Annotated in this window: 26 protein-coding genes and 1 other RNA gene; 20 read left to right on the top strand and 7 right to left on the bottom strand. The window is 64.2% G+C overall.

Going from position 1 to position 26,662, the window contains the following annotated elements; translation table 11 throughout:
- Position 1: 1 nt before the first annotated feature.
- From LOZ74_RS11550 to LOZ74_RS11540, 3 genes are all read right to left on the bottom strand, one after another.
- Positions 2-598 carry a DNA-deoxyinosine glycosylase gene (locus tag LOZ74_RS11550; protein ID WP_230291331.1) on the bottom strand — a complete coding sequence of 199 codons (597 nt, stop codon included), beginning with the start codon at positions 596-598 and terminating at the stop codon, positions 2-4.
- Positions 558-2,006: a 3-isopropylmalate dehydratase large subunit gene (leuC, locus tag LOZ74_RS11545; protein ID WP_230291330.1), complete on the bottom strand. Its 1,449-nt coding sequence runs from the start codon at positions 2,004-2,006 to the stop codon at positions 558-560. Before leuC ends, LOZ74_RS11550 begins: the two co-directional genes overlap by 41 nt.
- 96 nt (positions 2,007-2,102) lie before the next feature.
- Entirely contained in the window at positions 2,103-2,480 is a 378-nt protein-coding gene (locus tag LOZ74_RS11540) for a hypothetical protein (RefSeq protein WP_230291329.1), read from the bottom strand.
- Between the two features lie 173 nt (positions 2,481-2,653).
- Between LOZ74_RS11540 and LOZ74_RS11535 the strand changes: the two genes are divergently transcribed.
- Positions 2,654-3,184, top strand: a complete 531-nt coding sequence (locus LOZ74_RS11535; RefSeq protein ID WP_230291328.1) for a sterol desaturase family protein — start codon at positions 2,654-2,656, stop codon at positions 3,182-3,184.
- A gap of 243 nt (positions 3,185-3,427) precedes the next feature.
- Here the strand turns inward: LOZ74_RS11535 and LOZ74_RS11530 are convergent, their stop codons facing one another.
- Together LOZ74_RS11530 and LOZ74_RS11525 are read right to left on the bottom strand one after the other, a co-directional pair.
- Positions 3,428-3,940 (bottom strand): hypothetical protein, encoded by a 513-nt coding sequence (locus LOZ74_RS11530; protein ID WP_230291327.1) that lies wholly within the window; start codon positions 3,938-3,940, stop codon positions 3,428-3,430.
- 208 nt (positions 3,941-4,148) lie between these two features.
- Positions 4,149-4,475 carry a chorismate mutase gene (locus tag LOZ74_RS11525; protein ID WP_230291326.1) on the bottom strand — a complete coding sequence of 109 codons (327 nt, stop codon included), beginning with the start codon at positions 4,473-4,475 and terminating at the stop codon, positions 4,149-4,151.
- Positions 4,476-4,612: 137 nt separating this feature from the next.
- Between LOZ74_RS11525 and LOZ74_RS11520 the strand changes: the two genes are divergently transcribed.
- From LOZ74_RS11520 to LOZ74_RS11510, 3 genes are all read left to right on the top strand, one after another.
- Positions 4,613-5,623, top strand: coding sequence for a polyprenyl synthetase family protein (locus tag LOZ74_RS11520; RefSeq protein WP_230291325.1), 1,011 nt, complete (start codon positions 4,613-4,615; stop codon positions 5,621-5,623).
- Positions 5,624-5,642: 19 nt separating this feature from the next.
- On the top strand, positions 5,643-8,117 hold the full coding sequence (gene hrpB, locus LOZ74_RS11515; protein WP_230291324.1) for an ATP-dependent helicase HrpB: 2,475 nt from the start codon (positions 5,643-5,645) through the stop codon (positions 8,115-8,117).
- A gap of 131 nt (positions 8,118-8,248) precedes the next feature.
- Positions 8,249-8,527, top strand: coding sequence for an ETC complex I subunit (locus tag LOZ74_RS11510; RefSeq protein WP_230291323.1), 279 nt, complete (start codon positions 8,249-8,251; stop codon positions 8,525-8,527).
- Between the two features lie 22 nt (positions 8,528-8,549).
- Here the strand turns inward: LOZ74_RS11510 and LOZ74_RS11505 are convergent, their stop codons facing one another.
- Positions 8,550-9,221 (bottom strand): hypothetical protein, encoded by a 672-nt coding sequence (locus LOZ74_RS11505; protein ID WP_230291322.1) that lies wholly within the window; start codon positions 9,219-9,221, stop codon positions 8,550-8,552.
- A 139-nt stretch (positions 9,222-9,360) separates the two neighbouring features.
- Between LOZ74_RS11505 and ffs the strand changes: the two genes are divergently transcribed.
- From ffs to LOZ74_RS11475, 6 genes are all read left to right on the top strand, one after another.
- Positions 9,361-9,455, top strand: an RNA gene (gene ffs / locus LOZ74_RS11500) — signal recognition particle sRNA small type.
- Between the two features lie 32 nt (positions 9,456-9,487).
- Positions 9,488-10,663: an NAD(P)/FAD-dependent oxidoreductase gene (locus LOZ74_RS11495; protein ID WP_230291321.1), complete on the top strand. Its 1,176-nt coding sequence runs from the start codon at positions 9,488-9,490 to the stop codon at positions 10,661-10,663.
- A gap of 99 nt (positions 10,664-10,762) precedes the next feature.
- Positions 10,763-11,977 (top strand): acyl-CoA dehydrogenase, encoded by a 1,215-nt coding sequence (locus LOZ74_RS11490; RefSeq protein WP_230291320.1) that lies wholly within the window; start codon positions 10,763-10,765, stop codon positions 11,975-11,977.
- 12 nt (positions 11,978-11,989) lie between these two features.
- A complete protein-coding gene (locus LOZ74_RS11485) occupies positions 11,990-14,194 on the top strand; it encodes a thiamine pyrophosphate-dependent enzyme (RefSeq protein ID WP_230291319.1) in 2,205 nt (734 codons plus the stop codon).
- Positions 14,191-15,234 (top strand): ACP S-malonyltransferase, encoded by a 1,044-nt coding sequence (locus tag LOZ74_RS11480; protein ID WP_230291318.1) that lies wholly within the window; start codon positions 14,191-14,193, stop codon positions 15,232-15,234. Before LOZ74_RS11485 ends, LOZ74_RS11480 begins: the two co-directional genes overlap by 4 nt.
- A 150-nt stretch (positions 15,235-15,384) precedes the next feature.
- A complete protein-coding gene (locus LOZ74_RS11475) occupies positions 15,385-15,618 on the top strand; it encodes a hypothetical protein (RefSeq protein WP_230291317.1) in 234 nt (77 codons plus the stop codon).
- On the opposite strand, the gene LOZ74_RS11470 is transcribed toward LOZ74_RS11475, so the two are convergent.
- On the bottom strand, positions 15,615-15,878 hold the full coding sequence (locus LOZ74_RS11470; protein WP_230280759.1) for a hypothetical protein: 264 nt from the start codon (positions 15,876-15,878) through the stop codon (positions 15,615-15,617). The two genes, LOZ74_RS11475 and LOZ74_RS11470, sit on opposite strands and share 4 nt — an antisense overlap.
- Before the next feature lie 199 nt (positions 15,879-16,077).
- On the opposite strand from LOZ74_RS11470, the gene LOZ74_RS11465 reads away from it, so the two are divergent.
- The 10 genes from LOZ74_RS11465 (at position 16,078) to LOZ74_RS11420 (ending at position 26,643) form a co-directional block, all read left to right on the top strand.
- Positions 16,078-17,508 (top strand): sensor histidine kinase, encoded by a 1,431-nt coding sequence (locus tag LOZ74_RS11465; protein ID WP_230291316.1) that lies wholly within the window; start codon positions 16,078-16,080, stop codon positions 17,506-17,508.
- A 52-nt stretch (positions 17,509-17,560) separates the two neighbouring features.
- On the top strand, positions 17,561-18,541 hold the full coding sequence (locus LOZ74_RS11460; RefSeq protein ID WP_230291315.1) for a rhodanese-related sulfurtransferase: 981 nt from the start codon (positions 17,561-17,563) through the stop codon (positions 18,539-18,541).
- Positions 18,534-19,169 (top strand): glutathione S-transferase, encoded by a 636-nt coding sequence (locus tag LOZ74_RS11455; protein ID WP_230291314.1) that lies wholly within the window; start codon positions 18,534-18,536, stop codon positions 19,167-19,169. The genes LOZ74_RS11460 and LOZ74_RS11455 overlap by 8 nt, the downstream gene beginning before the upstream one ends.
- 60 nt (positions 19,170-19,229) lie before the next feature.
- On the top strand, positions 19,230-20,567 hold the full coding sequence (locus tag LOZ74_RS11450; RefSeq protein ID WP_230291313.1) for an amidohydrolase: 1,338 nt from the start codon (positions 19,230-19,232) through the stop codon (positions 20,565-20,567).
- Between the two features lie 745 nt (positions 20,568-21,312).
- Positions 21,313-21,774, top strand: a complete 462-nt coding sequence (locus LOZ74_RS11445; protein ID WP_230291312.1) for a hypothetical protein — start codon at positions 21,313-21,315, stop codon at positions 21,772-21,774.
- A 631-nt stretch (positions 21,775-22,405) separates the two neighbouring features.
- Positions 22,406-22,564: a hypothetical protein gene (locus tag LOZ74_RS11440; RefSeq protein WP_230291311.1), complete on the top strand. Its 159-nt coding sequence runs from the start codon at positions 22,406-22,408 to the stop codon at positions 22,562-22,564.
- 267 nt (positions 22,565-22,831) lie between these two features.
- Complete coding sequence (katG, locus tag LOZ74_RS11435; RefSeq protein WP_230291310.1) at positions 22,832-25,063, top strand: catalase/peroxidase HPI; 2,232 nt, start codon at positions 22,832-22,834, stop codon at positions 25,061-25,063.
- Between the two features lie 103 nt (positions 25,064-25,166).
- A complete protein-coding gene (locus tag LOZ74_RS11430) occupies positions 25,167-25,481 on the top strand; it encodes an accessory factor UbiK family protein (RefSeq protein ID WP_230291309.1) in 315 nt (104 codons plus the stop codon).
- Between the two features lie 127 nt (positions 25,482-25,608).
- Positions 25,609-25,902 (top strand): hypothetical protein, encoded by a 294-nt coding sequence (locus LOZ74_RS11425; RefSeq protein WP_230291308.1) that lies wholly within the window; start codon positions 25,609-25,611, stop codon positions 25,900-25,902.
- A gap of 126 nt (positions 25,903-26,028) precedes the next feature.
- Positions 26,029-26,643 (top strand): DNA repair protein RecO, encoded by a 615-nt coding sequence (locus LOZ74_RS11420; protein ID WP_230291307.1) that lies wholly within the window; start codon positions 26,029-26,031, stop codon positions 26,641-26,643.
- The last annotated feature ends 19 nt before the right edge of the window (positions 26,644-26,662 follow it).

The following is a 26,662-nucleotide window of genomic DNA, read 5'->3' as shown; positions in this document are numbered from 1 at the left end:
TTCACCGCTCCAGCCATTGTTTCAGCTCCATCCAGCGCATCTGCTTGTCGTGCGGGGTGATCGCGCAATAGGCGGGGCTGGACGAAGGCAGGTCGATCAGCGCGACGCGACCGTCACCCGCCATCAGCCTGCGCCCGATCCGCGCCGCCGCGCTGCCGTTAAAGGCGATGGCGCGCAGGGCAGGCAATGTCGCCGCCAGTCCGGCCAGATCGGTCGGCTCCACATTGCGCAGGGCGGTGTCCAGACTGCCGCGCCGCGACCCGCTGGCCGCCACGTCCCACAGGCCGATGCCGCGCGACAACAGCGCCCTCAGCCGGTCGTCATAGGGCAGGTCGGGCAATTCCGGCATGTCGGCCGCCGCGCCCAGCAAATGCCAGAACCGGTTGCGCGGATGCGCGTAATACCGCCCTGCCACCAGCGAGGCATCGCCCGGCAGGCTGCCGCAAACCAGCAGCCGCGTGCGCGCGTCGGCAACGGGCGCGAACCCGCGTTTCAGCGGTGCGTCCGGACAGGCGCCGGCATTCGGCGTTACGCCGTCGTCCGCGCGCACCGCCCGATCAGGCCGGTTCCGGCTCTGCCACGCCCAGCGTGCGGACATCGGTCAGGCGGCCGGTGACCGCCGCTGCCGCCGCCATGGCGGGGCTGACCAGATGGGTGCGCGCGCCCGGACCCTGCCTTCCGACGAAATTGCGGTTGGAGGTCGATGCACAGCGTTCGCCGGACGGGACCTTGTCGGGGTTCATGCCCAGACAGGCCGAACAACCCGGTTCGCGCCATTCAAGGCCCGCGTCGGTGAATATCCTGTCCAGCCCCTCGGCCTCGGCCTGCATTTTCACAAGGCCCGATCCGGGGACGACAATGGCCCATGTGACATTACCGGCCTTCTTCCGGCCCTTCAGCACGGCGGCGGCGGCGCGCAAGTCCTCTATCCGGCTGTTGGTGCACGAACCGATGAAAACGTTCTGGACCTCTATTTCGGTCATCTTCATGCCCGGCTCCAGCCCCATATAGTCCAGGCTGGCCTGCGCGGCGGCCTGTTTCGACGGGTCGGCAAAACCGGCGGGATCGGGCACCACGCCGGTAATCGCCACCGTGTCTTCGGGGCTGGTGCCCCATGTGACGGTGGGCTGGATATCGGCGGCGTCGATCACCACCGTCTTGTCGAATACCGCGCCCTCGTCGGTGGGCAGCGTCTTCCACCATGCCAGCGCCTTGTCCCAGTCGGCACCCTTGGGCGCCATCGGGCGGCCTTTCAGATAGGCATAGGTCTTGTCGTCGGGCGCGATCAGGCCGGCACGCGCGCCGCCCTCGATCGCCATGTTGCACACGGTCAGGCGGCTTTCGATGCTCATGTCCTGAAACACCTTGCCGCGATATTCCACGACATGGCCGGTGCCGCCCGCCGTGCCGGTCACGCCGATCACATGCATGACGACATCCTTGGCAGTGACGCCGGGGGCCAGCTCGCCCTCTACCCGCACTTCCATCGTTTTCGACGGTTTCAGCAGCAGCGTCTGGGTCGCCAGCACATGCTCTACCTCGCTCGTGCCGATGCCGAATGCCAGCGCGCCCAGGCCGCCATGGCTGGCCGTATGCGAATCGCCGCACACGATGGTCGCGCCGGGCAGGGAAAAGCCCTGTTCGGGCCCCACGACATGGACGATGCCCTGTTCCTTGTCGGCATCGCCGATATAGCGGATGCCGAAGGCGGGGGCATTCGCCTCCAGCGCGGCAAGCTGTTGCGCGCTGGCGGGATCGGCAATGGGAATGCGGTTGCCGGCCGCATCGCGGCGCGCGGTGGTGGGCAGGTTGTGATCTGGCACCGCCAGCGTCAGATCGGGGCGGCGCACGGTGCGCCCTGCCAGCCGTAGCGCCTCGAACGCCTGCGGGCTCGTCACCTCGTGCACAAGGTGGCGGTCGATATAGACAAGGCAGGTGCCGTCGTCGCGGCGTTCCACGACATGGGCGTCAAAGATCTTTTCGTAGAGGGTGCGTGCTTTGGTCATGATGCATGCGCGATTAGGCGCGACCGCCGCGCAATTCAAGCGCGACGGTCGTGCTTGCCCGCGCAATATTCGTGCGCGGGCAATCGGGGTCGGGGATCAGCCGCGATGCCTGTCGCGGTCGCGCTGTTCGGAGCGCAGCGACCATTCGATCCGGTCGATCTTTTTCGACAGCGTGGCGACCTCCTGCCGGTTCAGCCCGTTCCGCGCATAATTGCGGTAAAGCTGCTGCAGATCGTCGGTATCGCGGCGCAGCGCATTGGCTTCCTTGCGGCTGATGGACCGGTTGCGTTCGGCGCGGTCGATCCGGTTGTCCAGCTGCGCGATATCGCTGCGCAGCGATCCGCGATTGTCGACCTGCTTGCTATAGCGCGGTGCATCCCTGTCATGCGCCGCCGCCATTGCGGGCACGGGGGTCAGCGCGGCCATGCCCAGCACGGCGATCGCGGGGGTGAGGATCGTGGCAAACTTACGCATAACGGCACTCCTTATGTGTCATTTTCCGGGTCGGACGCATCTTTCATCCGATGCGTCCTGTGCATTCAGAAATAGTCGCGCGAAAATGAACGGCGGAGAAACCGACTGCATCGAAAAGCATCCCGATTGTAAGAGTTTGTCGCAAATCCGCGGGCCGGTGCTATAGGGCGGGCATGACGACCGTTTACGCCGTGCTGATCACTCTGGCCGCTTGCGCCGCGATGGAGGGCGTCGCTTGGGCGAGCCATAAATATATCATGCACGGATGGGGTTGGGGCTGGCACCGCGACCATCACGAACGGCACGACAATTTCCTTGAAAAGAACGATCTTTACGCGCTGGTTGGCGCGGCGATGAGCATTTCGATGTTCGCGCTGGGCAGCCCGCTGGTGATGGGCGACCTGCTGGGCATGGCCGCATGGTGGCCCGCGACATGGATCGGGCTGGGCATCTTATTATATGGCGTGATCTATACGCTGGTGCACGACGGCCTCGTCCACCAGCGCTGGTTCCGCTATGTCCCGCGCGGCGGTTATCTGAAGCGGCTGGTACAGGCGCATCACTTGCATCACGCAACACAGTCAAAGGAAGGCGGCGTCAGCTTCGGCTTCGTCATCGCCCGCGATCCCGCGGCGCTAAAGCGCGACCTGCGACAGCAGCGCGAGGCCGGCACGGCCGTTCTGCGCGAAGGGGCGGGGGTTTAGCGCGGCAACGGTTTCCATTGCCGCCGCCTATTCCGGATCGAAGTCGCGCATTTTCGATCGTGGCCCCGCATCCCTTCGTCATCCCCGCGAAGGCGGGGACCCAGAGCGGTCTAGCGCCACAGCCAAGTGGATTCCCGCCTGCGCGGGAATGACGAGCTGATGGGATTGGGGGCGTCGGCTTTCGGAGCGATTGAGGCAAATTGGTTGGAATGCGGTGGGTAGCTAATGTTGAAATTTTAGCTGTCAATTCACGCGAACATAATTGTACTTGATCGAATTGCCTTCCATCCAAGTAAATGACGCCAGCAAACCATCCACAACTATGATCTTGTAGATTACTTTCCCTTCTCTATCCGCACAATTTTCTGGATACGTTTTACAGAATTCTTTGGAAAGGTAAGCATCGGCCAAATAGCTATTGGAGCTTGATCGATGCTGCACCGATATCTCATAACTTCCGCATTCTTCACGACTTCTATCGGCTACGCTTAACCACGCTATATCGCCGTAGTCGAGGCATCTACTGTTTTTAGAAGGAGTCCTATATTCAATCCTATGTTCAATAATAGGGCCTGAAGGAGGAAGGTCGCTGAATGTAACAATTTTGTCGTTGTCGTAAATCATTCTGTATCCAGACGACGACTTTAGTTCAACTGTATCCTCTACAACACTTGGTGAAGTATAATTACACGACTGGAGCGCAGGCACCAGCAAGATGGATGGCAACGCCAATCTTGCAATCATCTGCGATCCCACTTTATTGGTCCTTAGGTGAACAGTCACAATGGTCTGCCATCGTTGCGTCCGCACGGTTGTAACCGGAATTGCAGGATTTAGGCAAAAATCTCGCCAATCCGCCACCCAGCCATGGCAAAGCCGCGACTATGACGCCGGCCGGTCACCGCCGCCTCCGGCGATGTCGGCCTCCGGTTGCTGCGCAGTATTCGACCAGAGATCGCGGGAGCTAAAAATCGCGGGCAGCAGCCCGTTCGTGGTGCCGGATCACCTCGTCGATTACGAAGCGCAGGAATTTTTCCGAAAACTCGGGGTCCAGATCGGCCTCCACCGCCAGCGCGCGCAGCCGTTCGATCTGGCGCTGTTCGCGGTTCGGGTCGGCGGGGGGAAGGGCGGCCTTTGCCTTGTACTCGCCCACCGCCTGCGTGATGCGAAAGCGTTCGGCCAGCATGTGGATCAGCGCGGCATCGATATTGTCGATGCTCTTGCGAAAGGCGGCCAGCACCGCATCAGGTGCGGGGGCTGCCGGGGGTGCAGGGCTAGTGTCATCGCTCATAATGACCGGCCCTATAATGCGAGCGCCGTGTCAGGCAAATTTTTTGCGCAAATACCCGCCCGTGCGCATCTTTCGGAACGTGCGGGCGTCAAACTTGGTGCTTGCCATCAGGGCCTTGGGACCACTAGGGAGGCGCCGTGACTGCGACCGTCCATACCCTCCCGCGCAGCGATGCCTCGCTTGGCCCGATCCTTGCCCTGACGGCGGACGGGATGAACCATGTCAATGCGATCATCCTCGATCGCATGCAGTCGAAAATCCCGCTTATTCCGGCGCTTGCGGGCCATCTGATCGCGGGCGGCGGCAAACGCATGCGTCCGATGCTGACGCTGGCCTGCGCGGCGCTGCTGGAATATGAAGGCACCCGCCATTACAAGCTGGCCGCGGTGGTCGAATTCATTCACACCGCCACGCTGCTGCATGACGATGTGGTCGACGGGTCCGACATGCGCCGCGGCAAGCAGGCCGCCAATGTCGTGTTCGGCAATCCCGCCGCCGTGCTGGTCGGCGATTTCCTGTTCTCGCGCAGTTTCGAACTGATGACCGAGGATGGCAGCCTGCGCGTGCTGAAGATCCTGTCGAACGCCAGTGCTATCATCGCCGAGGGCGAGGTCGACCAGCTGACCGCGCAGCGCCAGCTGGAGACGAGCGAGGAGCGCTATCTCCAGATCGTCGGCGCGAAAACCGCCGCCCTGTTCGCCGCTGCCTGCCGCATTGCCGCCGTGGTGGCCGAACGCGACGCGAAAACCGAACAGGCGCTGGACGATTACGGCCGCAATCTGGGCATCGCGTTCCAGCTGGTCGACGATGCCATCGATTACGATTCCGAAGTCGCGGAAAGCGGCAAGGACAAGGGCGACGATTTCCGCGACGGCAAGATGACGCTGCCCGTGATCCTCGCCTATGCGCGCGGTTCGGACGAGGAACGCGCGTTCTGGCGCGAGGCGATGACCGGCAAGCGCACGTCGGACGACGATCTGGCGCATGCCATCTCGCTGATCGCAAGGCATGACGCGGTGGCCGACACGCGCGAACGGGCGAAATATTTCGCCAATCGCGCCATCGACGCGATCTCGGGCTTTCCGGCCAATCCCGCCCGCGCGGCGATGATAGAGGCGGTGCAATTCGCGGTAGCGCGCCGCTTCTGATCCTTTTAGGCGGCTTGGGATGAGCGTGCCGCCCGAAACCTTACCCGTTCAGGACATCCTGCCCGACCTGCTGGCCGCCCTGCGCGCGGGACCCAATGCCGTGCTGGTCGCGCCGCCCGGCGCGGGCAAGACCACGGCGGTGCCGCCCGCGCTGATCGGTGAGGGCTGGTGTTCGGGACAGATCTGGCTGCTGTCCCCGCGCCGCGTCGCCGCGCGCGCCGCGGCGGAACGCATGGCGCAGATGCTGGGCGAGAAAGCGGGCGAGACCATCGGCTATCGCACCCGCATGGACAGCAAGGTCGGCGCAAAGACCCGCGTCGTCGTCATGACAGAGGCGATTTTCGTCAATGCCATCGCTGCCGATCCCGATCTGCCGGGCGTCTCCGCCGTGCTGTTCGACGAGGCGCATGAACGCCATCTCGACAGCGATCTGGGCCTTGCGCTGGCATTGCAGACGCAGGACGTGCTGCGCGCCGATCTGCGCATTCTGGTGATGAGCGCCACTATCGACGGCGCGCGTTTCGCACGGCTGATGGGCCCCGACACGCCGGTACTGGAAAGCGCGGGGAAGGCATGGCCGCTCGAACATCGCTGGCTGGGCAGCGATCCCGCGCGCCGCCCCGACGAGCGCATGGTCAGCGCGGTGCTGACCGCATGGCGCGAGACGGATGGCGACATCCTCGCCTTCCTGCCCGGTGTGGGAGAGATCGAACGCGTGCGCGAAATTCTGGCCGAACGGCTAAGGGACACGCCCGTCCTGCCGCTCCACGGTCAATGCGAACCCGCCGCCCAGCGCGAGGCGATCCGCCGCGACGCGCAGGGCCGCCGCCGTATCGTACTGGCAACCGCCATCGCCGAAACTTCGCTCACGCTGGACGGCGTATCGGTGGTGGTCGATTCGGGCCTGTCGCGCCATGCGGAATTCGATGTGGCCGCTGGCACCAGCCATCTCGTCACCCGCCAGTCCAGCCGCGCCGCATCGGACCAGCGCGCAGGCCGCGCCGCGCGGCAGCAGGCGGGCATCGCCTATCGCTTGTGGGAGGAAGCCGCGCATCAGGGGCGCCCCGCCTATGACCCGCCCGAAATCACCACGGCCAATCTCGCCCCGCTGGTGCTTACGCTGGCGCGGATCGGAGAGAACGACCCCGCCGCCCTGCGCTGGCTGGACGAGCCGCCCGCCGCCTCGATCTCAGGCGCGCGCGAAAGGCTGCGCGGCATGGGCGTGCTGGATGCCGGCAATTGCGTCACCCCGTTCGGGGAAGCGCTGGCGAAATTGCCGATGGACCCGGTGCATGGCGCCATCGTCCTTCACGGTGCGCGCGCGGGCGAGGCGCTGCCTGCCGCGAAACTGGCGCTGCTGTTACAGGAACGCGCGCTTGGCGGCAGGGGCGATGATCTGCACCAGCGCCTGATCCGCTGGGACGGGCAATCGGGCGGAAAGGCGGAACAGGCGCGCCGGCTGGCCGCAGGCTGGGCAAAGCGGGCCGAAGGGGTGATCGCCGCAGATCCGGACGCCCCCAATGGCCATCCCGGCATCCATCTGGCCATGGCGATGACGGGCCATGTCGCCAGACGCCGCGATTCCACGGGCGAACACTGGATCAGCGTCGGCGGGCGGGGCTTTATCCTCGACCCCGCATCGCCGCTGGCGCGCAGCGAATGGCTGGCCATCGGCGACGCGCAGGGACAGGCCAGGGGCGCGCGGATCACGGCGGCTTGGCCGCTGGAGGCCGCCGATGTCGAACGGGCGCTGGGCGATCTGGCCGAAACGCGGCATCTGCTGCGCTGGAATGCGGGCGAACAGCGGGTAGAGGCGCGGCAGGAAAGGCGGCTGGGCGCGATTACCCTGTCGACCGGCCCCGACCCCGATCCCGATGGCGCGGCCATTGTGGACATGCTTGTGGACAGGCTGTTGGCCGATCCGGCAAAACATCTGCCGCCCGCCTTGCTTGCCCGCGCGCGCCATGCGGGGATCGATGCGCTGTCGCCTGATGCGCTGGCGCATAATGCGGATATCTGGCTGCGGCCCCTGCTGACGGGCAGGCGCGATCTGAAACTGGCGAAGGGCGCCTTGACCGAGGGGCTTTTGAACCTGCTCGACTGGGATGACAGGCAAAGGCTGGACCGGCTTGCCCCGCGCGAATTCATCAGCGCGGCGGGCACGCATCACGCCATCGATTACGAATCGGATGGCGCGCCGCAAGTGGACGTGCGCGTGCAGGCCCTGTTCGGGATGGACCGGCATCCGGTGATCGGGCCCAAGGGGCAGGAAACGCCCTTGCTGTTGCACCTGACCAGCCCCGCGGGCCGCCCGATTCAGGCAACGCGCGACCTGCCCGGTTTCTGGCGCGGCAGCTGGGCCGACGTGGCCAAGGAGATGAAGGGCCGCTATCCCAAACACCGCTGGCCCGAACGCCCGTGGGAAGAAGCCGCGAGCCTGAAAACGAAAAACGCCTTCGCACGCGGCAGCGGGAAGGGCTTAGAGCGGTCTTGAGAATCCCGCCAAGTTGGATTATCCGGCCCGCGAAGCGAGAGCCGCAAGGCCAACCGGCCGCCCGAGCTTATTGCGAGGTAGCCAAGCGGACCGAATGGTCCGCGCCCGGCGTCTGAGGGACCGAAACGAAAATGCCAGCACGTATCTATCAGCGCCCCAAGAACGCGATGCAGTCGGGCAAGGCCCGCACATCCGACTGGGTGCTCGATTTCGTGCCCGCCGAAGCGAAAAAGCCCGATCCGCTGATGGGCTGGGCCGGTTCGGGCGATACGCAGCAGCAAGTGACGCTGTCGTTCCCCGACAAGGACGCGGCGGCGGCCTATGCGACGAAATACGGGATCGAGGCGACGGTGATCGCCACCCCGCCCAAGACGCTGAAAATTCAGGCCTACGCCGACAACTTCAAGTAAGCTTGCCGGCGTTTCCGGCCCGTCAGTCGCCCGAAGCGTCCAGATAGACCATTTCGCCGCGCCATTGCAGGCGGCCTTCGTCGAATGCCTTGCGGCAATCGCTGGCGTCATGGCCGACATCGTCGCCCAGCAGCGGCGTATCGGTCATGCCGATACCTGAAAAGCGCAGATCGTCGCACTCGCCATCCTTGGCGAAATCGCCCTTGTCGTCACCGAAATCGATGCCGCCGGTCTTCACGAACAGCGGGTTCACCTGAAGCTTGCCGCGCATGAAGGCGCTGCGGCAGTCGGTCGCGTCATTGCCAAGGTCTTCGGTCAACAGCGGCGTATCGGTCATCCCTTCGCCCGTAAAGCGCATGTCGTCGCACTCACCGTCATTGGCATAATCGCCATTATCGCCGCCCCATTCGATATTTCCGACGGCGCGGTAACCGGAATTATAGCTCAGCTCGCCGCGGAAAAACGCATTGCGGCAATCGGTGGCGTCATGGCCGATATCTTCCTCCAGCAACGGCGTATCGGTCATGCCGGGGCCGGAAAAGCGCATATCGTCGCATTCGCCGTCATTCGTGTAATCGCCCGCATCATCCCCGAAATCGAGGGTCTGCGGCTGCGCCAGCACGACCGTTGGCATGGTCGCGACGGGCAGGGCGCTGGCAGCGAGGATCAGCGAAAGACGGGTAAGGCGTTGCAAATTGAGTGCTCCGGTTCGGGATTGAATGTCTGCGGTGCTGATAAAGCATAATTATTGCCATTGTGTATGCGCGGCCATGCATTTCTTGCCCGTGCAGCGGAGCCCTTGCTTTCCGCGCCGCGCGCCGCCATATGGCCCACCGGGAGTCGGGCGGACGTTCGCGTTCGCCAACCTGGTCAGGTCCGGAAGGAAGCAGCCACAACGGATTGCTGCGGGTCGCTCGGCTCCTTTTTCACACACATTCTGTCGGCAGGGACGAACACGCCATGACCGACCATTATGACGCGATCATCCTTGGGGCTGGCGCGGCGGGCATGATGTGCGCCCTGCGCGCGGGCCAGCGCGGTCGGCGCGTGCTGATTGTCGAGAAACTGGCAAGACCGGGCGCCAAGATCCTGATTTCGGGCGGCGGACGGTGCAATTTCACCAATATCCACACCGCGCCCGACCGCTTCATCTCGGCCAATCCGCATTTCGTGAAATCGGCGCTCAGCCGCTATACGCCGCGCGATTTCCTCTCGCTGGTCGAGGGGCATGGCATCGCATGGCACGAAAAGACGCTGGGCCAGCTGTTCTGCGACGGTTCGGCGCGCCAGATCGTCGATATGCTGGTGGAAGAGGTCGGGCAGGCAGGCGGAACTTTCGCGCTGGGGCAGGAGATCGCATCGGTCAGCCACGATGGGGAACGCTTCACCGTCGAAACGCAGGATGGCCTGTTCACGGCCCAGAAGCTGGTGATCGCCACGGGCGGCCCCTCGATCCCCAAGATGGGCGCGACCGGCTTTGCCTATGATCTTGCCCGCCAGTTCGGCCTGAAAGTCGTGGAACCGCGCCCCGCGCTGGTGCCGCTGACGCTGAAGGGCGAGGATCTGCTGTTCCGCGAGCTTTCGGGCGTATCCAGCGATGTGATCGCCAGCGCGGGCAAGGCACAGTTCCGGGAAGCGGCGCTGTTCACCCATCGCGGCCTGTCGGGCCCCGCCATATTGCAGGTTTCCAGCTTTTGGCGCCCCGGCGACAGCATCGCCATCGATTTCTTCCCCGACCGTCCCGCCGACTGGCTGCTGACCGCCAAGCGCGAGGAGCCGCGCCGCGCCATCCGCAACCTGCTGGGCGAGGGGCTGCCCGAACGGCTGGCCGCCGTGCTGGCGGAGAAGCTGGCGCTTGACGGTCCGCTTCAGGAAATCGCGGACAAGCGGCTGCGCGCCGCGCAGGAACGCCTGTCCCGCTGGGCCTTTACCCCCAGCGGCAGCGAGGGTTTCGCCAAGGCCGAAGTCACGGTGGGCGGCATTGCGACGGCGGAACTCTCCTCGCAAACCATGGAATCGAAAAAGCGCCCCGGCCTTTACGCGATCGGCGAGGCGGTCGACGTGACCGGCTGGCTGGGCGGCTATAACTTCCAATGGGCGTGGGCATCGGGCAACGCCTGCGGTCTGGCGCTCTGACCCGATCGTTACACTTGCAACCTTTGCCGCTTTCCGCTTTGGCTTGCGCGATGCGAGGCGCTAGATAATCGCCCGCCGGTTCCAAGGGAGAAAGCACGCATGTCCGACGTCCACGCCAAGGGTAAGGGGCCTTCGCTGTCCGCATTCGACTGGGCGGACCCGTTCCTGCTGGAGGAGCAGCTGAGCGAGGACGAGCGCATGTTGCGCGATGCGGCGCGCGACTTTGCGCAGGGCAGGCTTCAGCCGCGCGTGATCGATGCGTTCCAGAACGAACATACCGATCCCGACATCTTCCGCGAAATGGGCGCGGCAGGCCTGCTGGGCGCGACCATTCCCGAAGAGCTGGGCGGCCTCAACGCAAATTACGTCACCTATGGCCTGATCGCGCGCGAGGTGGAGCGCGTCGATTCCGGCTATCGGTCGATGATGAGCGTGCAGTCCAGCCTCGTCATGTATCCGATCCATGCCTATGGCTCGCCGCAGCAGCATGCGAAATACCTCCCCGGCCTCGCCAGCGGGGAGCTGATCGGCTGTTTCGGGCTGACCGAACCCGATGCGGGCTCCGACCCCGCGGGCATGCGCACCACCGCGCGCAAGGTCGATGGCGGCTATGTGCTGAATGGCACCAAGACATGGATCACCAATGCGCCCATCGCAGATGTCTTCGTCGTCTGGGCCAAGTCCGAAGCGCATGGCGGCAAGATTCGCGGCTTCGTGCTGGAAAAGGGCATGAAAGGCCTGTCGGCCCCGAAGATCGAGGGCAAATTGTCGCTGCGCGCATCGGTCACCGGCCAGATCGCGATGGACGATGTGGAAGTGCCTGAAGATGCGCTGCTCCCCGATGTCGAGGGGCTGAAAGGTCCGTTCGGTTGCCTCAACCGCGCGCGTTACGGTATTTCGTGGGGCGCCTTGGGCGCGGCGGAATTCTGCTGGCACGCGGCGCGCGACTATGGCCTTGAACGCAAGCAGTTCGGCAAGCCGCTGGCCGCGACGCAATTGTTCCAGCTGAAGCTCGCCAATATGCAGACCGAGATTGCGCTGGGCCTGCAAGCCGCGCTGCGCGTGGGAAGGCTGATGGACGAGGGCAAGGCCGCGCCCGAGATGATTTCGATCACCAAGCGCAACAATTGCGGCAAGGCGCTGGACATCGCCCGCACCGCGCGCGACATGCACGGCGGCAACGGGATTTCGGGCGAATATCAGGTGATCCGCCATATGGTGAACCTTGAAACGGTGAACACCTATGAGGGGACGCATGATGTCCACGCGCTGATACTGGGCCGCGCGCAAACGGGCTTGCAGGCGTTTTTCTGAGGGGGCTGACCGGTGGCCAGCAATCCGGCAGACCGCGTCGCCATCGTTCACGACAATTTCCTGCGGCGCGTCGCGGCGGGCGATTTCCCGCAAGGCGCGCCGCCCGCCGGTCCGCTGGACGATATCACCGCCGTTTCGATATTCCGCAGCGCCTGCCTGACGCGCGCGCTGGACCGTGAAAGCCGCAGGATGCAGGCGGCGGGGCAGGGCTATTACACCATCGGCCCGTCGGGGCATGAAGGGCTGGCCTCGCTGGCCGCCGCGCTGGATCCTGCCGACACGGCCTTCCTGCATTACCGCGATGCCGCGTTCCAGATCCAGCGGGCGGAGCAAGTCGGCGGCACCACTATCGCGTGGGACATGCTGCTCTCTTACGCGTGCTCTGCCGAAGACCCGATTTCGGGCGGGCGGCACAAGGTTCTGGGATCGAAAGCGCTGAACATCCCGCCGCAGACATCGACCATCGCCAGCCATCTGCCCAAGGCGGTCGGTGCGGCCTATTCGCTGGGCCTCGCCCGCCGCCGTCCGCCCGAATTCCGCGCCATGGCGGACCATTCGATCGCGGTGTGTTCGTTCGGGGACGCGTCGGTCAACCATTCCACCGCGCAAGGGGCATTCAACACGGCGGGGTGGACCAGCTTCCAGTCGATCCCGCTGCCGCTGCTGTTGGTGTGCGAGGATAATGGCATCGGCATTTCGACCAAGAGCCCGCGAGGCTGGGTGCGCGCCAATTTCGAAAACCGCCCCGGTATCCGCTATTTCGCCTGCGACGGGCTGGACATGTTCGATACGTTTCGCGCGGCGCAAGACGCTGCCCGATATGTCCGCATGCGGCGCAAGCCCGCCTTCCTCCATATGCGCACGATCCGGCTTTACGGCCATGCGGGCGCCGATATGGCGATGGCCTATCTCTCGCGCGAAGAGGTGGAGGCCGAGGAAGCCAGTGACCCGCTGCTCCACATGGTTCGCCAGCTGGCCGAGGCGGAGATCATGGAGCCTGCCGAAGCGCTGGCGGTCTATAGCGAAACCGCCGCGCGCGTCGCCCGCATCGCCGCGCAAGTGGTACAGCGGCCAAGGCTGCAAAACGCGGATCAGGTGATGCAAAGCCTGATCCCGCCCAAACGCGATTGCGCCCCGCTGCCCGCGCCCGATCCGGCCCTGCGCGACGGCGTGTTCGATAGCGACATGGCCGCGATGCAAAAGCCGCAGCCGATGGGCAAGATCATCAATCTGGCGCTGACCGATCTGATGCTGTCCCACCCCGATATCGTGATGATGGGAGAGGATATCGCAAGGAAGGGCGGCAATTACGGCATCACGCAGCGCCTGTCGGCCCGTTTCGGCAAGGACCGCGTGATCGATACGCTGCTGGACGAACAGGCGATATTGGGCCTTGCCATCGGCATGGCGCAGAACGGGTTCCTGCCCGTGCCCGAAATCCAGTTCCTCGCCTATCTCCACAATGCCGAAGACCAGCTGCGGGGCGAGGCGGCGACATTGCCGTTTTTCTCGGACGGGCAGTTCACCAATCCGATGGTCGTACGCATATCCGGTTTCGGCTATCAGCGCGGGTTCGGCGGGCATTTCCATAACGACAATTCGGTCGCGGTGCTGCGCGATATTCCCGGGCTGATCCTTTGCACCCCGTCGAACGGGCGCGATGCGGCGCTGATGCTGCGCGAATGCGTGCGGCTGGCGCGCGAGGAGCAGCGGCTGGTCGTCTTCCTCGAACCCATTGCGCTTTATGCGATGCGCGACCTGCATACGGCAGGCGATGGCGGCTGGCTGACGCATTATCCCGATCCGGCGGACAGCATCCCGCTGGGCGAGGTCGGCGTGCATGGAACAGGCACCGACCTTGCCATCGTCACATTCGCCAACGGGGCCTATCTGGCGCGGCAGGCGCTGCTGCTGCTGGCGCAGCGCGGCATCGATGCGCGGGTGATCGATATCCGCTGGCTGTCCCCCTTGCCGGCCAGCGCGATTGCGCAGGCGGTCGCAGCCTGCCGCGCGGCACTGATCGTCGACGAAACGCGGCGCACAGGCGGCGTGGCCGAGGCGCTGATGGCGCTGCTGGACGAGAACGCCGACCTTCCCAAGGCGCGGCTGACGGCAGAGGACAGCTTTATCCCGACCGGCCCTGCCTATGCCGCGACCATGCCCTCCCGCGATAGCATCGTCGATGCGGCGGTCGCTCTGGTGGAGGGGCTGCGATGAAGACGGCAGTCGTCATCTGTCCGGGTCGCGGCACCTATAACGCGGGCGAGCTTGGCTATCTGGCGCGGCATTTTCCCGATCCCGCCATGCTGTCCGCATTCGATGCGCAGCGCGCGGCAGCGGGGCAGGAAACGCTGACCGCGCTCGACGGGGCGGCGAAATTCTCGCCCGCCACACATACGCGCGGCGACAATGCCTCGGGCCTGATCTTCGCGGCGTCGCTGGGCGATTATCTCTCGATCGACCGCGAGCGGATCGAGATCGTGGCGGTTACCGGCAATTCGATGGGCTGGTACAGCGCGCTGGCCTGCGGCGGGGCACTGGCGCCGCAGGACGGGTTCCATACTGCCAATACCATGGGCACGCTGATGCAGGACGCGCTGATCGGCGGGCAGATGATCTATCCGTGGATGGATGAGGACTGGGTGCCCGATGCCGCGCGAAAGCGGGAATTGCTGGAACGGGTCGCGCGGATCGGTGCCGCGCCCGACCGGCAGCTTCACCTCTCCATCGATCTGGGCGGCATGCTGGTGCTGGCGGGCGATGCGGCGGGTCTGGACGCGTTTGAACAGGCGGTCGGCGAACAGGCAACAGCCCGCGTGCAACAGCGCTTTCCCATGCGGCTGGCCAATCATGCCGCGTTCCACACCGCGATGCAGGAACCGGTGGCGGCGCGGGGCAGGGCGCTGATCGACCGCGCCCTGTTCGGACAGCCGCACACGCCGCTGATCGACGGGCAGGGCCGCATCTGGTGGCCGGGGGCCAGCGATACCGGCGCGCTTTATGATTACACGCTGGGTGCGCAGGTCACGCAAAGCTATGATTTCACCCGCGCCGTCACCGTGGCCGCGCGCGAATTCGCGCCCGACCTGTTCGTGGTGCTGGGGCCGGGCACGACTTTGGGCGGGGCGGTGGCCCAGTCGCTGATCGTGGCGGGATGGCAAAGCATGGCGAGCAAACAAGATTTCCGCCGCGTTCAGGACCGGTCGGGCCTGCTGGTTTCGATGGGCATGGCAGAGCAGCGCGCCATCGTCGCCTGACCGGAAAACGCCGGATTCACCGGTGCCTGGGACCGGAACCTCATCGCTTGATGAACCTCGTCCTTAGCAATTGTTAAGCAATCACTCATGCGGGAAACGGCACAATTCTTCCTGCGGGCGGCACGAACCGCCTGCGGGAAGGAGAACCGCATGTTTATGGATGTATCGAGGCAGGAAGGCGGCGGCGGCGAGCCGTACGGTCCGCCCTGCCATAGCTGCCACCGCATCATCGGCCCCGGCGAAGGCGCGACCGAAATCCGTTTCGAGGATGGCGACGACGAACGCCTCCACTCGCTGAACGGCCTGTATCACAGCGCCTGCGCGCAGCCGATCCTGAGCGTCAAGCGCGCATTCGATCTGCTGAAGCGCCCCGGCTGGCGTTAATCGCCGCCTTCGGCCGCGCCCAGCAGATCCATTAGATTGCGTGCTGCCTCGCGCTCGCCCTCGTCCTTGAACGCCACGTCGAGATCGGGCGCCGCGCCCAGCGTATAGAGCAGCGCCCATAGCACGAAACGCTGCGCAGGATCGCTCGCCAGCCCAAGGTCCACGCGCATATGTTCGATCCCCGCCTCGCGCGCGGCGGGCGGAACGGCGGCCAGATCGGATGTGCCGAAATAGCGGCGCAATTGTTCGTCGAAATCCATCGCTCGCGTTTAGGCGATCGCACCGCCCGCGCCAAGCATTGCCACCGACATAGGCAATCTGCCGGAACCAACCCCCTGCAAACAGGTTGCTTTTCGCGGCGAAGCGGCGCAATCATGCCGGATGGCCCGCCCTGTCCGCGGCGCTTACCGGAGGAACGCCGGCCCGCTTCGTTTCGACCTGCGGCCGGAGCGTATCTGCATGAATTTCGAAGCCCTGTTTGCGCTTTCGCCCAATCCCTATGTCGTGCTCGACGCGGAATTGCGGATCGCGTGGATGAACGATGCCTATCTTCAGGCGACGATGCGCGAACGCGCCGATATTCTGGGCCGCGCATTGTTCGACGCCTTTCCCAGCGAACCGGGCACCGACAGCCACGATCTGCTCCACGCATCGCTGCACCGCGTGCTCGACACGGGCGAGCGGGATGAGATCGCGCTGATCCGCTATGACATCGCCCAGCCTGACGGCACGATGACGCAGAGGTACTGGAGCGCGACGCATACGCCCCTGCTGGGCGATGACGGGCAGGTCAGCCATATTCTTCAGCACACGGTCGATGTGACAGAGCTTCAGGCGCTGCGCCGCATGCGCGACGAGATGGGGCTGATCCAGCGCGCGGGCGCGATCCAGGCGCGCAACACCGATCTGCAAGCGCAGAGCGAGCGCCTGCGCCGCCTGTTCGAACAGGCCCCCGGCTTCGTCGCCATTGTCGAGGGGGCGGACCATGTGTTCCAGATGGCCAATGCCGCCTATCGCGCATTGGTCGGGCGCGACGATCTGCTGGGCCGCCCCGTGGCCGAGGCGCTGCCCGAAATCGTCGAACAGGGCTTTGTCGATCTGCTCGACGGGGTGCTGGCCAGCGGCAAACCCTATTTCGGGCGGAACGAGCAGATATTCCTCGAGATCGAGGGGCGGATGGAAGAGATGTTCCTCGAATTCATCTACCAGCCGATCTTCGGCGACGATGGCGAGCCAAGCGGCGTGTTCGTCCAGGGCTATGACGTCACCGAGGAAGTGCGCGCCCAGCGGCGGCAGGAATTGCTGATCAGCGAACTGAACCATCGCGTGAAAAATACGCTGGCGGTGGTGCAGGGGCTGGCCAGCCAGTCGTTCCGGTCCGTCGACCCTGAGGGGGAGGCGCGGCGCATCTTCTCGCAGCGTTTGCATGCGCTGGCATCGGCGCATGATCTGCTGACCAGGGGGAACTGGGAACCGGCATCCCTGCGGGAAAGCCTGATCGCCGCCGTTACCGCCGCGACGGGCGAGGATGTGGCGCGCTTTGTATTCGACGGCCCGCCCGTGTCGCTGACCCCGCAAATCGGCGTGTCGCTGGCGCTGACGATCCATGAACTATGCACCAATGCCATCAAATATGGCGCCTTGTCGGCGGATACCGGCACGATCGCGGTGGACTGGCATCTGCGAGAGGATGACGCGGGTCGCCAGCGCCTGACCATCGAATGGCGCGAACGGGGCGGCCCGCCGGTGACCGCGCCCGAACGCAAGGGGTTCGGATCGCGGCTGATCGAACAGGGCTTCGTCATCCAGCATGACGGCAGCGCGCTGCTGGATTACCGGCCCGATGGCCTGTGCTGCACCATCGAACTGGAGCTGCCCGCCACGGTCTGATCGCGCGCGCCGCCGGCTTGGACACGGCGGCGCTTGGCGCTATGGGCGGCGCATGGCCGATATGACATGCGAATCCGGCGCGCCGCTGACGGTGGCGGCGCTTTACCGCTTTACCCGTTTCGACGATCCCGCCGCGCTGCAGGCCCCGCTGGAGGCCGTGTGCCGCCGCCATGGCGTGCGCGGCACGCTGCTGCTGGCGGGCGAGGGGATCAACGGCACCATCGCAGGCACGGCAGACGGCATCGCCGCGGTGCTTGACCATATTCGCACGCTGCCCGGTTGCGCGGCGACGGACGTGAAATTCTCGGCCGCCGCCACCATGCCGTTCCACCGGATGAAAGTGCGGCTGAAGCGCGAGATCGTGACGATGGGCCAGCCCGGCATCGACCCCAATCGCACCGTCGGCACCTATGTCGATCCGCAGGACTGGAACGCGCTGATATCGGACCCCGATACCATCGTGATCGACACGCGGAACGATTACGAAGTCGCGGTAGGCACATTCGACCGCGCGATCGACCCCAAGACCGCCAGCTTCCGCAATTTCCCCGCCTGGTTCCGCAGCGAGCGCGAAAGGCTGCTGGGTAAAGGCCTGCCGGGTGAGGGAAAAGCGCCCAAGGTCGCCATGTTCTGCACCGGCGGCATCCGCTGCGAGAAATCGACCGCCTTTTTAAAGCAGGAAGGCGTGGAGGACGTGTTCCACCTCAAGGGCGGCATCCTCAAATATCTGGAAACGGTGGACGAGCGCGACAGCCTGTGGCGCGGCGAATGTTTCGTGTTCGACCAGCGCGTAACCGTCGGCCATGGGCTGGTGGAGGGAAGCTATGGCCTGTGCCATGCCTGCCGCCGTCCGGTCAGCGATGCCGACATGGCCTCGCCGCTGTATGAAGAGGGGGTCAGCTGCCCGCATTGCCATGCCGAACGGACCGACGAACAACGCGCCGCCTATCGCGAGCGGCAGAAGCAGGAGGAACTGGCGGCGCAGCGGGGCGTGGCGCATGTCGGCGCGGTGCAAAAGGCGCGCGATGACTGAACCCGTGCTCTACAGCTTTCGCCGCTGCCCCTATGCCATGCGCGCGCGGCTGGCGCTGGCGATCAGCGGCACGCCCTGCACCCTGCGCGAGGTCAAGCTGGCCGCCAAGCCCGATGCCATGCTGGCCGCATCGCCCAAGGGGACGGTGCCGGTGCTGGTGCCGGACGACGCGGCGGTCATCGACGAAAGCATCGACATCATGCGCTGGGCACTGGCCCGCAACGATCCGGAAAACTGGCTGGAGCGCGACGACCATGCGCTGGTCGCGGCGAATGACGGGGCGTTCAAGCACGATCTCGACCGGTATAAATACCCCGACCGCCACGGATCGGACCCGCTGGCCCACCGCGAAAGCGCGCTGGAATTTCTGGGCGGTTTGAACGCGCGTCTGGCCGCGCATGGCCAGCTGGGCGGCACGCGGCGCGGGCTGACCGATGCGGCGATCTTTCCCTTTGTCCGCCAGTTCGCGGCGGTGGATCGCGACTGGTTCGACGCATTGCCGCTGCCCCATCTGCAAAAATGGCTGGCGGGCCATCTGGAATCGCCCCTGTTCAGGGCGATCATGGTCCGCCACCGGCCATGGGCAGAGGGCGACGATCCCATCCGCTTCGCGCCGGACCCTGCGTAACGCACAGCTCTGTCCGGCGCGGGGTTGCAACGTGCCATCGGCGCGTTATCGTCGCGCTCCATGCACATCAAACAGCTCGCAGCATCGCTCGCCGCCGTCTCAACGCTGGCCCTTGCAACCCCCGCCGCCGCGCAATCGCTTACTGAAAGCATAGAGCGCGACATGCCCGAGCTGATGGAGCTTTACCGCGAGCTCCACGCCAATCCCGAACTGTCGATGCAGGAAGTGAAAACGGCGGCACGGCTGGCGGGCATCATGCGCGGGCTGGGCTTTGACGTGACCGAAGGGGTCGGCGGCACCGGCGTCGTCGCGGTGATGAAAAACGGCGAAGGGCCGACCGTGCTGCTGCGCGCCGATATGGACGGGCTGCCGGTGACCGAACAGACGGGCCTGCCCTTTGCGTCCAAGGTTACCGCCACCGCGCGTTCGGGCGTGGAAAGCGGGGTGATGCATGCCTGCGGCCACGATACGCATATGGCGGGCTGGGTCGGCGCGGCGCGCCAACTGGCCGCGCGCAAGGATGAATGGAGCGGCACGCTGGTCATGATCGGCCAGCCGGGCGAGGAAGTGGGCGAGGGCGCGGGCGCCATGCTGGAAGACGGGCTTTATACCCGATTCCCCAAGCCCGATTACGCCATCGCCTTTCACGATGCGGCGCAGATTCCGGCAGGCGTCGTCGGCTATGCCAGCGGATGGGCGCTGGCCAATGTGGATTCGGTCGATATCGCCATCCCCGGCGTCGGCGGGCACGGCGCCTATCCGCACACCACCAAGGACCCCGTCGTGCTGGCCAGCAGCATCGTGATGCGGTTGCAGACACTGGTCAGCCGCGAACAGAACCCGCAGGACCCCGCCGTCGTCACCGTGGGCAGCATCCATGGCGGAGCCAAGCACAATATCATTCCGGACGAGGTGAAATTGCAGCTGACGGTGCGCAGCTATTCCGACGCATCGCGCGACGGGCTGTTGAAAGGCATCGAACGCATCGCAAAGGGAGAGGCCATCGCCGCGGGCATGCCCGAGGACAAGATGCCGGTTGTCACCGTCGATCCCGCCTTCACGCCCGCCACCTTCAACAATCCCGAACTGGTCGACCGTCTGGTGCCGGTGATGCAGTCGACATTCGGAGAGGCGCGGGTGATCGACACCCCCGCCGTGATGGGCGGAGAAGATTTCAGCCGCTATCGCCGCGAGGACCCCGACAATATCCAGTCGCTGATCTTCTGGGTCGGCGGCGTTACGCCCGAAAATATGGCGAAATCCGAAGCAGGCGAAATCACGCTCCCCTCGCTCCACAGCCCGTTCTGGGCCCCCGACGCCGACGCAGTGGTCGAAACCGGCGCGACCGTGCTGGCACAATCGGCACTGACGCTGATGGCAAAGCCGCCCGGTAACTAGGGCGAGCATTGCGCAGCAAGCGGAGCGCTAATTCGCCAGAGGCGGCGCCCCGGCTGACGGACGCAAGGGCGGCAAGGCCCGCAGCGATCCGTTCAACGTCACAGCCGCGGCTTTGCCGTGGCTGCGGCAGCTTTCGGGCGCTGAGGTTTTTGGTGCTAATGACTGGAATGGGGTGGTAGGCAGCCGCCCGTGAATTAGGGTGAGCATTGCGCAGCAAGCGGAGCGCTAATTCGCCTGAGGCGGCGCCCCGGCTGACGGACGCAAGGGCGGTAAGGCCCGCAGCGATCCGTTCAACGTGACAGCCGCGGCTTTGCCGTGGCTGCGGCAGCTTTCGGGCGCAAGGTTTCTACGCGCTAATGACTGGAATGGGGTGGATTGCGGTCATTAAAACCGAGTCCTTTTTACCGCACCGCTCCGCATTTAGGACAACTTACTGGCGCAGGTTTGAGCAGGTTCACACCTGTGATGTTCCACCCACTACCTGTGACACCTTAAAGCGAACTGGATAACGGCTGCGGAGGATGAGCAGACGAAGCAGGCCGCAAATGTGAAGACCAGCGGCCATGCAAAAAATATCGATGCCAGCATTACAGCATCGGAGCAGAAAAAGCTGAATTGGACCGTTCGGGCTTTGCGCAATTCGCGTGACATGAGAGATCGGCTCGGCGCAAACGACCCCAACCGTGCCGCTAATTAAAGATAGTCATATTTGCATGGTCATCCAATGCTATCAGTAGAGATCGTCATGAAAGCCCTTGCCATTATTTTTCCTGTCATTTTATCCGCCTGCGTCACAGCAAATGAACAAGTAGCAAAGGATGGCGTTGAGATAATTTACGCGGGTCAAAGCGAGAGACCGGAAAAGGACTATTTCGCAGTCGTCATGGAATTTGAGTTGATCAATCGGAGCAGCAAAGAGGTTTGCGTTTTCGAGGACATTTTCATCAATGATCTCTCGCCTCATATTGTTGTAAGAGTTGCGAACGATCGAGTTTCAGCCTCGGGACTTCCACACCTTCCAAAATCGAGCAAAATTATACACTTCCATCCAGGGGAGACGAGAAACTTTAGTAGTGTCGTTGCTTACAGGCAGTCCGGTATTGACCCCGTGCGTGATTATCGCATCGCGATTGATCTAAGCTTTTGTGAAGACGGGGCACGGTTTGAAGCAGATACAATTGTTCACCTCAACTCACCTACTCGTTGAACGACCCGGTTCAGTTACCGGATCGCGCCTTGGCATTTTGGGAGGCCTTATCCGACCGTGATGATGGTCTGTGATTAAGTGTCCGCAATCGGTCGCTTGCAGACATTCCGCTTTTGGACAAAAAAGCAGATAGCTGCCGGTCCGCATCCGGGCAGCGCCATTGCGCAGGCTAATGACCGAATTGGGTTGGATTCCAGTCATTGGCGCTTACGTCTTAGAACTGCCCGAACCCCCGCGATATAGGCGATTGCGAATACCACGAAGCTCACGACGACAGCCCAGCGCTTTTCCTGCCCACATGCCTTGAGGCCCATGTCAGTCTGCTCCAACCCGCAGTCGCCTCCAAATACCCAACTCAGGAGCAGGACAAGGGATAGAGAGATAGCCCAGTAGGCGCCTGATCCAAGCGTCCAGACAATGAATCGAGCGACCGGTTTCATACCGAGACTCTACGCGAGGCAGCAATGGAGGCAACCGGCCACTACCAGACATTCCGCTTTCATCCCGCCCTACAGCCAAAAACCCGCCAAATCCCTACCCAACACCCCTGAAAAGGCGTATATTTCCACCGTTAACGACTCCAGCGGTTGGAGCCGCGCTAGAATGCGGAACTGAATGCAAGGAGGAGATCATGCGTATCCCTCATGCGCCACGGATCGGAAAGCATGCCCGCTGGCATGTTCAGGCACCCCATATGCACGCACCCCATATCGATTGGGCCCATGTGGCCGCGGGGCTGGCGGCATTGCTGCTTGCGGTTGTGGTGATGTGGTTCTTCTATCAGCCCTGATCGGGGTTGGCGGAAGCGATGACGACATAGGCGGAAATGCACGGCCCCGCCCGCCACGGCCGGGCCGCGCATCCCCGCCATTCCTGCCATCCCGCCATTCCGGCGCCTTGACGGCGTGCCCTATTGATAGAGGGAATCTGTCAATTGCCATTCATTGATCGATTTCCTGAATTTTTCTGAATGGGTTTTCGTGTTTGGGGCCGCTGTCATCGCCATGTATGCTCCGCCCCATAAAAGGACGGGACAAGCTGCAGGAGAAGGAACATCATGGACGCCAAGACCAAAGACCCGCTGAAAGGCGGCTGCCCCGTTCAGCACGAGGCGCGCAAGTCCCTGCTGGGTCGCACCAACCGCGATTGGTGGCCCAACCAGATCACGCTGGATATCCTGCATCAGGGCGGCCAGAACCCCAGCCCGTTCGACCGCGATTTCGATTATGCCGAGGCGTTCAACGCGCTCGATTACGATGCGGTCAAGCGCGACCTGACCGCGCTGATGACCGACAGCCAGCCGTGGTGGCCTGCCGATTACGGGCATTACGGCCCGTTCTTCATCCGCATGGCATGGCACAGCGCGGGCACCTATCGCATTCAGGACGGTCGCGGCGGCGCGGGCGCGGGCCAGCAGCGTTTCGCCCCGCTCAATTCGTGGCCCGACAATGCCAATCTGGACAAGGCGCGCCGCCTGTTGTGGCCGATCAAGCAGAAATACGGCAAGAACCTGTCATGGGCCGATCTGATGATCCTGGCCGGCAATGTCGCCATCGAATCGATGGGCGGCCCCGTGTTCGGCTTTGGCGGCGGACGGCCCGATAAATACGAGCCCGAGACCGATGTCTATTGGGGCACCGAAGCCTATTGGGTGGGGGACGAGAATAACGAAACCCGCATCCAGCCCGACAAGGAAATGGTGCTGGAAGACCCGCTGGCCGCGATCCAGATGGGGCTGATCTATGTGAATCCCGAAGGGCCGGGCGGCGATCCCGATCCGATGGGCAGTGCGCGCGACATCCGCAAGACATTCGGCAATATGGGCATGAATGACGAGGAGACATGCGCGCTGACGGTCGGCGGCCATACGTTCGGCAAGTGCCACGGCGCTGGCGATGCCGCGCTGGTGGGGGCGGAACCCGAAGGGGCCGATATCGCGATGCAGGGCCTTGGCTGGACGTCGGGCCATGAAAGCGGGATGGGCGACCACACCATCACCAGCGGGATCGAGGGGGCATGGACCCCGACGCCGGTCACATGGGACATGTCCTATTTCGACATGCTGCTGGACCACGAGTACGAGCTGACCCGCAGCCCCGCAGGCGCCAAGCAATGGACTCCGGTGGGCGCGCCCGCCGATACGCTGGCCCCGCAGGCGCATGATCCGTCGAAGAAGCAGCCGACCATCATGACCACCGCCGATATGGCGATGAAGGTCGATCCCGGCTTCCGCGAGATCATGGAGAAATTCCGCGCCGATCCGGCCTATTTCGCGGACCAGTTCGCGCGGGCATGGTTCAAGCTGTGCCACCGCGACATGGGGCCAAAGGCGCGCTATCTGGGCCCCGAAGTCCCTGCCGAGGACCTGATCTGGCAGGACCCGCTGCCCGATGTGGACCATCCGCTGGTCGATGCCGCCGATGTGAACGCCTTGTCGGTGGCGATCGCCAACAGCGGCCTGTCGGTCGCGGAGATGGTCTCCACCGCATGGGCGGCGGCCAGCACCTATCGCGGGTCGGACCATCGCGGCGGCGCCAATGGCGGGCGCATCCGGCTGGCCCCGCAAAAGGACTGGCAGGAGAACGAGCCCGAAAAGCTGGCCAAGGTGATCAAGGTGCTGGAAGGCATCAAGGCCGATTTCGATGCCAAGGCCGGCGGCGGGAAGAAGATCTCCTTTGCCGATCTGGTCGTGCTGGCGGGCAATGTCGGGATCGAGGTCGCGGCAAAGCTGGGCGGGCACGAGATCGAGGTGCCGTTCACTCCGGGCCGCGTCGATGCCACGCAGGACCAGACCGATCCCGACAATTTCGGCTGGCTGGAACCGCGCGCCGACGGTTTCCGCAATTTCCTGAAAACGCGCCAAAGCGTGCCGACAGAGGAATTGCTGGTCGACCGCGCGCAATTGCTGACACTGACGGGGCCGGAAATGACGGTTCTGGTGGGCGGCCTGCGCGTGCTGGGCGCCAATTACGGCGGCAGCAAGGATGGCGTGTTCACCGACCGTCCGGGCGTGCTGACCAATGATTTCTTCGTCAACCTGCTCGACATGAATACCGCTTGGAAGCAGGTGGACGAGGATAGCGACGAATTGTTCACCGGCACCTGCCTCGATACGAACAGGGAGAAATGGACCGCGACGCGCACCGATCTGGTGTTCGGCTCCAACTCGCAGATGCGGGCCCTGGCCGAGGTCTATGCCGAAAACGGGATGGAGGAGAAATTCATCGCCGATTTCGTCAAGGCATGGGTCAAGGTGATGGAACTGGACCGGTTCGACCTGCACCGCTGATCCGCGGCAAAACCCGCGAAACCCCATCGAAAACCCTGCTGTGCTTTGTGCGCAGTGGGGTTTTCCTCTTGAAGCGCGGCGCGGGCCATAGCATTTAGGCATCATGCAAAGCGACAATCCCCGTATCTCGGACATCACCCGCCTGTTCACCGCCGCTGCCGGCACTTTCGCGGGCATGGGCCGCGAGGCGAGCGAGGCCGCGCGCGAGCGTTTCAAGGAAGCGATGGGCGGCCTCGATTTCGTGAGCCGCGAGGAATTCGACGCGGTCAAGGCGATGGCCGCCAAGGCCCGCGAAGAGAACGAGGCGCTGACCGCGCGCATCGCCGCGCTGGAAGCGAAGCTGGGCGACACCCCGGCGGCGCCTGCGAAAAAGGCCCCCGCGAAGAAACCCGCACCGAAAAAGCCTGCTGCCGAATAGAGACGGTCGCCGAATAGGAGGGGCGGCCGCTTTTCGTCAAAGCGCTTAACATCGGGCAATTCGGCGGGAACGCGTTCCGCTTCCCGCACATTGATCGTGAAATCGCATGTGTCAGGATTTCACGCCCATGTTCACACAGCTTAATCCGACGATCCCCGTCCACGTCCTTGGCAAGGGGCACGGTTATGCATTCGGCATGATCGATTACGGACAGGAACATAACCTTATCTGGGTCACCGCCATCGACGAGACGGGGGAGATCTGGTGCGCGCCCAATCCGCAGGTCCGGCTGGGCCGGAACTGGACGATGGGGCGGGGTGAGAACCCGCTGATCGCGGCGGACAAGGAAGCGGCTCGCCAGCGCAAGGCGGCTGAACCCTGCGGCTGCGAGGCGGACAAGGCGCATTCCGCGCCCGCCTGACCGGCCAGTGCGCATTCCGCGCCTGCCTGACCGCACATTGCCCAATCCGCGCCCGCCTGACCGCATATCGCCCGCCCCGGCAGCTGATGCCTTGCCATCGACCGGCGCGGCGGGCATGCCCCGCCCATGCATCTCAGCGTCTCTGCCATCGTTTGCGCCGCGCGCCCGCATGGCGAGAATGCCGCCATCGCGCGGCTGCTGACAGAGGAATACGGGCTGGTCGCGGGCTATGTCGCGGGCGGGCGGGGGCGGGTGATGCGCCCCGTGCTGATCCCCGGCAATGTCGTCGCGGCCGATATCGCCGCGCGCTCGGCCAGCCAGCTGCCGTTTTTGAAGGCCGAGCTGGTCACCAGCCGCGCGCCTTTCCTGACCGAACCTCTGCCTGCCGCCGCCATCGGCTGGGTGACCGCGCTATCCGCCGCGATCCTGCCCGAACGCAGCCCGTTTCCCGCGCTGTATCAGGCGCTGGACGCGGTGCTCGACGCGATCTGCCATGCCCCTTCCGCGCGTGGCTGGGTGCCCGCGCTGTCGGCCTATGAAGCGCTGATGCTGCGCGAGCTGGGCTATGGCGGAGAAAGGCCCGCGCTCGATCCGGCAGGGTGGGACGAAACGCTGGCCATATTCGACGCAACGGGCCGCCATGTGGAAAAGCGCCTGCTTGCAGACCGCGCCGGTCCTGTTATGGGCGACCTGCTGGCCGCCCGCGCAATCTTGCGCGCGCGGCTTTCGCGCATGGCATAGGTTTCACGAAAGTCAGGGA

It is taken from the genome of Croceicoccus sp. Ery5, assembly GCF_020985325.1.
GTDB lineage: Bacteria > Pseudomonadota > Alphaproteobacteria > Sphingomonadales > Sphingomonadaceae > Croceicoccus.
This window is presented reverse-complemented; position numbering and strand designations above follow the sequence as displayed.

Excerpts from the sequence above, each read along its gene's own strand:
- LOZ74_RS11550 (WP_230291331.1), bottom strand. The coding sequence starts at position 598 with ATGTCCGCACGCTGGGCGTGGCAGAGCCGGAACCGGCCTGATCGGGCG.
- leuC (WP_230291330.1), bottom strand. The coding sequence starts at position 2,006 with ATGACCAAAGCACGCACCCTCTACGAAAAGATCTTTGACGCCCATGTC.
- LOZ74_RS11540 (WP_230291329.1), bottom strand. The coding sequence starts at position 2,480 with ATGCGTAAGTTTGCCACGATCCTCACCCCCGCGATCGCCGTGCTGGGC.
- LOZ74_RS11535 (WP_230291328.1), top strand. The coding sequence starts at position 2,654 with ATGACGACCGTTTACGCCGTGCTGATCACTCTGGCCGCTTGCGCCGCG.
- LOZ74_RS11525 (WP_230291326.1), bottom strand. The coding sequence starts at position 4,475 with ATGAGCGATGACACTAGCCCTGCACCCCCGGCAGCCCCCGCACCTGAT.
- hrpB (WP_230291324.1), top strand. The coding sequence starts at position 5,643 with ATGAGCGTGCCGCCCGAAACCTTACCCGTTCAGGACATCCTGCCCGAC.
- LOZ74_RS11510 (WP_230291323.1), top strand. The coding sequence starts at position 8,249 with ATGCCAGCACGTATCTATCAGCGCCCCAAGAACGCGATGCAGTCGGGC.
- LOZ74_RS11495 (WP_230291321.1), top strand. The coding sequence starts at position 9,488 with ATGACCGACCATTATGACGCGATCATCCTTGGGGCTGGCGCGGCGGGC.
- LOZ74_RS11490 (WP_230291320.1), top strand. The coding sequence starts at position 10,763 with ATGTCCGACGTCCACGCCAAGGGTAAGGGGCCTTCGCTGTCCGCATTC.
- LOZ74_RS11480 (WP_230291318.1), top strand. The coding sequence starts at position 14,191 with ATGAAGACGGCAGTCGTCATCTGTCCGGGTCGCGGCACCTATAACGCG.
- LOZ74_RS11475 (WP_230291317.1), top strand. The coding sequence starts at position 15,385 with ATGTTTATGGATGTATCGAGGCAGGAAGGCGGCGGCGGCGAGCCGTAC.
- LOZ74_RS11470 (WP_230280759.1), bottom strand. The coding sequence starts at position 15,878 with ATGGATTTCGACGAACAATTGCGCCGCTATTTCGGCACATCCGATCTG.
- LOZ74_RS11465 (WP_230291316.1), top strand. The coding sequence starts at position 16,078 with ATGAATTTCGAAGCCCTGTTTGCGCTTTCGCCCAATCCCTATGTCGTG.
- LOZ74_RS11460 (WP_230291315.1), top strand. The coding sequence starts at position 17,561 with ATGGCCGATATGACATGCGAATCCGGCGCGCCGCTGACGGTGGCGGCG.
- LOZ74_RS11455 (WP_230291314.1), top strand. The coding sequence starts at position 18,534 with ATGACTGAACCCGTGCTCTACAGCTTTCGCCGCTGCCCCTATGCCATG.
- LOZ74_RS11450 (WP_230291313.1), top strand. The coding sequence starts at position 19,230 with ATGCACATCAAACAGCTCGCAGCATCGCTCGCCGCCGTCTCAACGCTG.
- LOZ74_RS11445 (WP_230291312.1), top strand. The coding sequence starts at position 21,313 with ATGAAAGCCCTTGCCATTATTTTTCCTGTCATTTTATCCGCCTGCGTC.
- LOZ74_RS11440 (WP_230291311.1), top strand. The coding sequence starts at position 22,406 with ATGCGTATCCCTCATGCGCCACGGATCGGAAAGCATGCCCGCTGGCAT.
- katG (WP_230291310.1), top strand. The coding sequence starts at position 22,832 with ATGGACGCCAAGACCAAAGACCCGCTGAAAGGCGGCTGCCCCGTTCAG.
- LOZ74_RS11430 (WP_230291309.1), top strand. The coding sequence starts at position 25,167 with ATGCAAAGCGACAATCCCCGTATCTCGGACATCACCCGCCTGTTCACC.
- LOZ74_RS11425 (WP_230291308.1), top strand. The coding sequence starts at position 25,609 with ATGTTCACACAGCTTAATCCGACGATCCCCGTCCACGTCCTTGGCAAG.
- LOZ74_RS11420 (WP_230291307.1), top strand. The coding sequence starts at position 26,029 with ATGCATCTCAGCGTCTCTGCCATCGTTTGCGCCGCGCGCCCGCATGGC.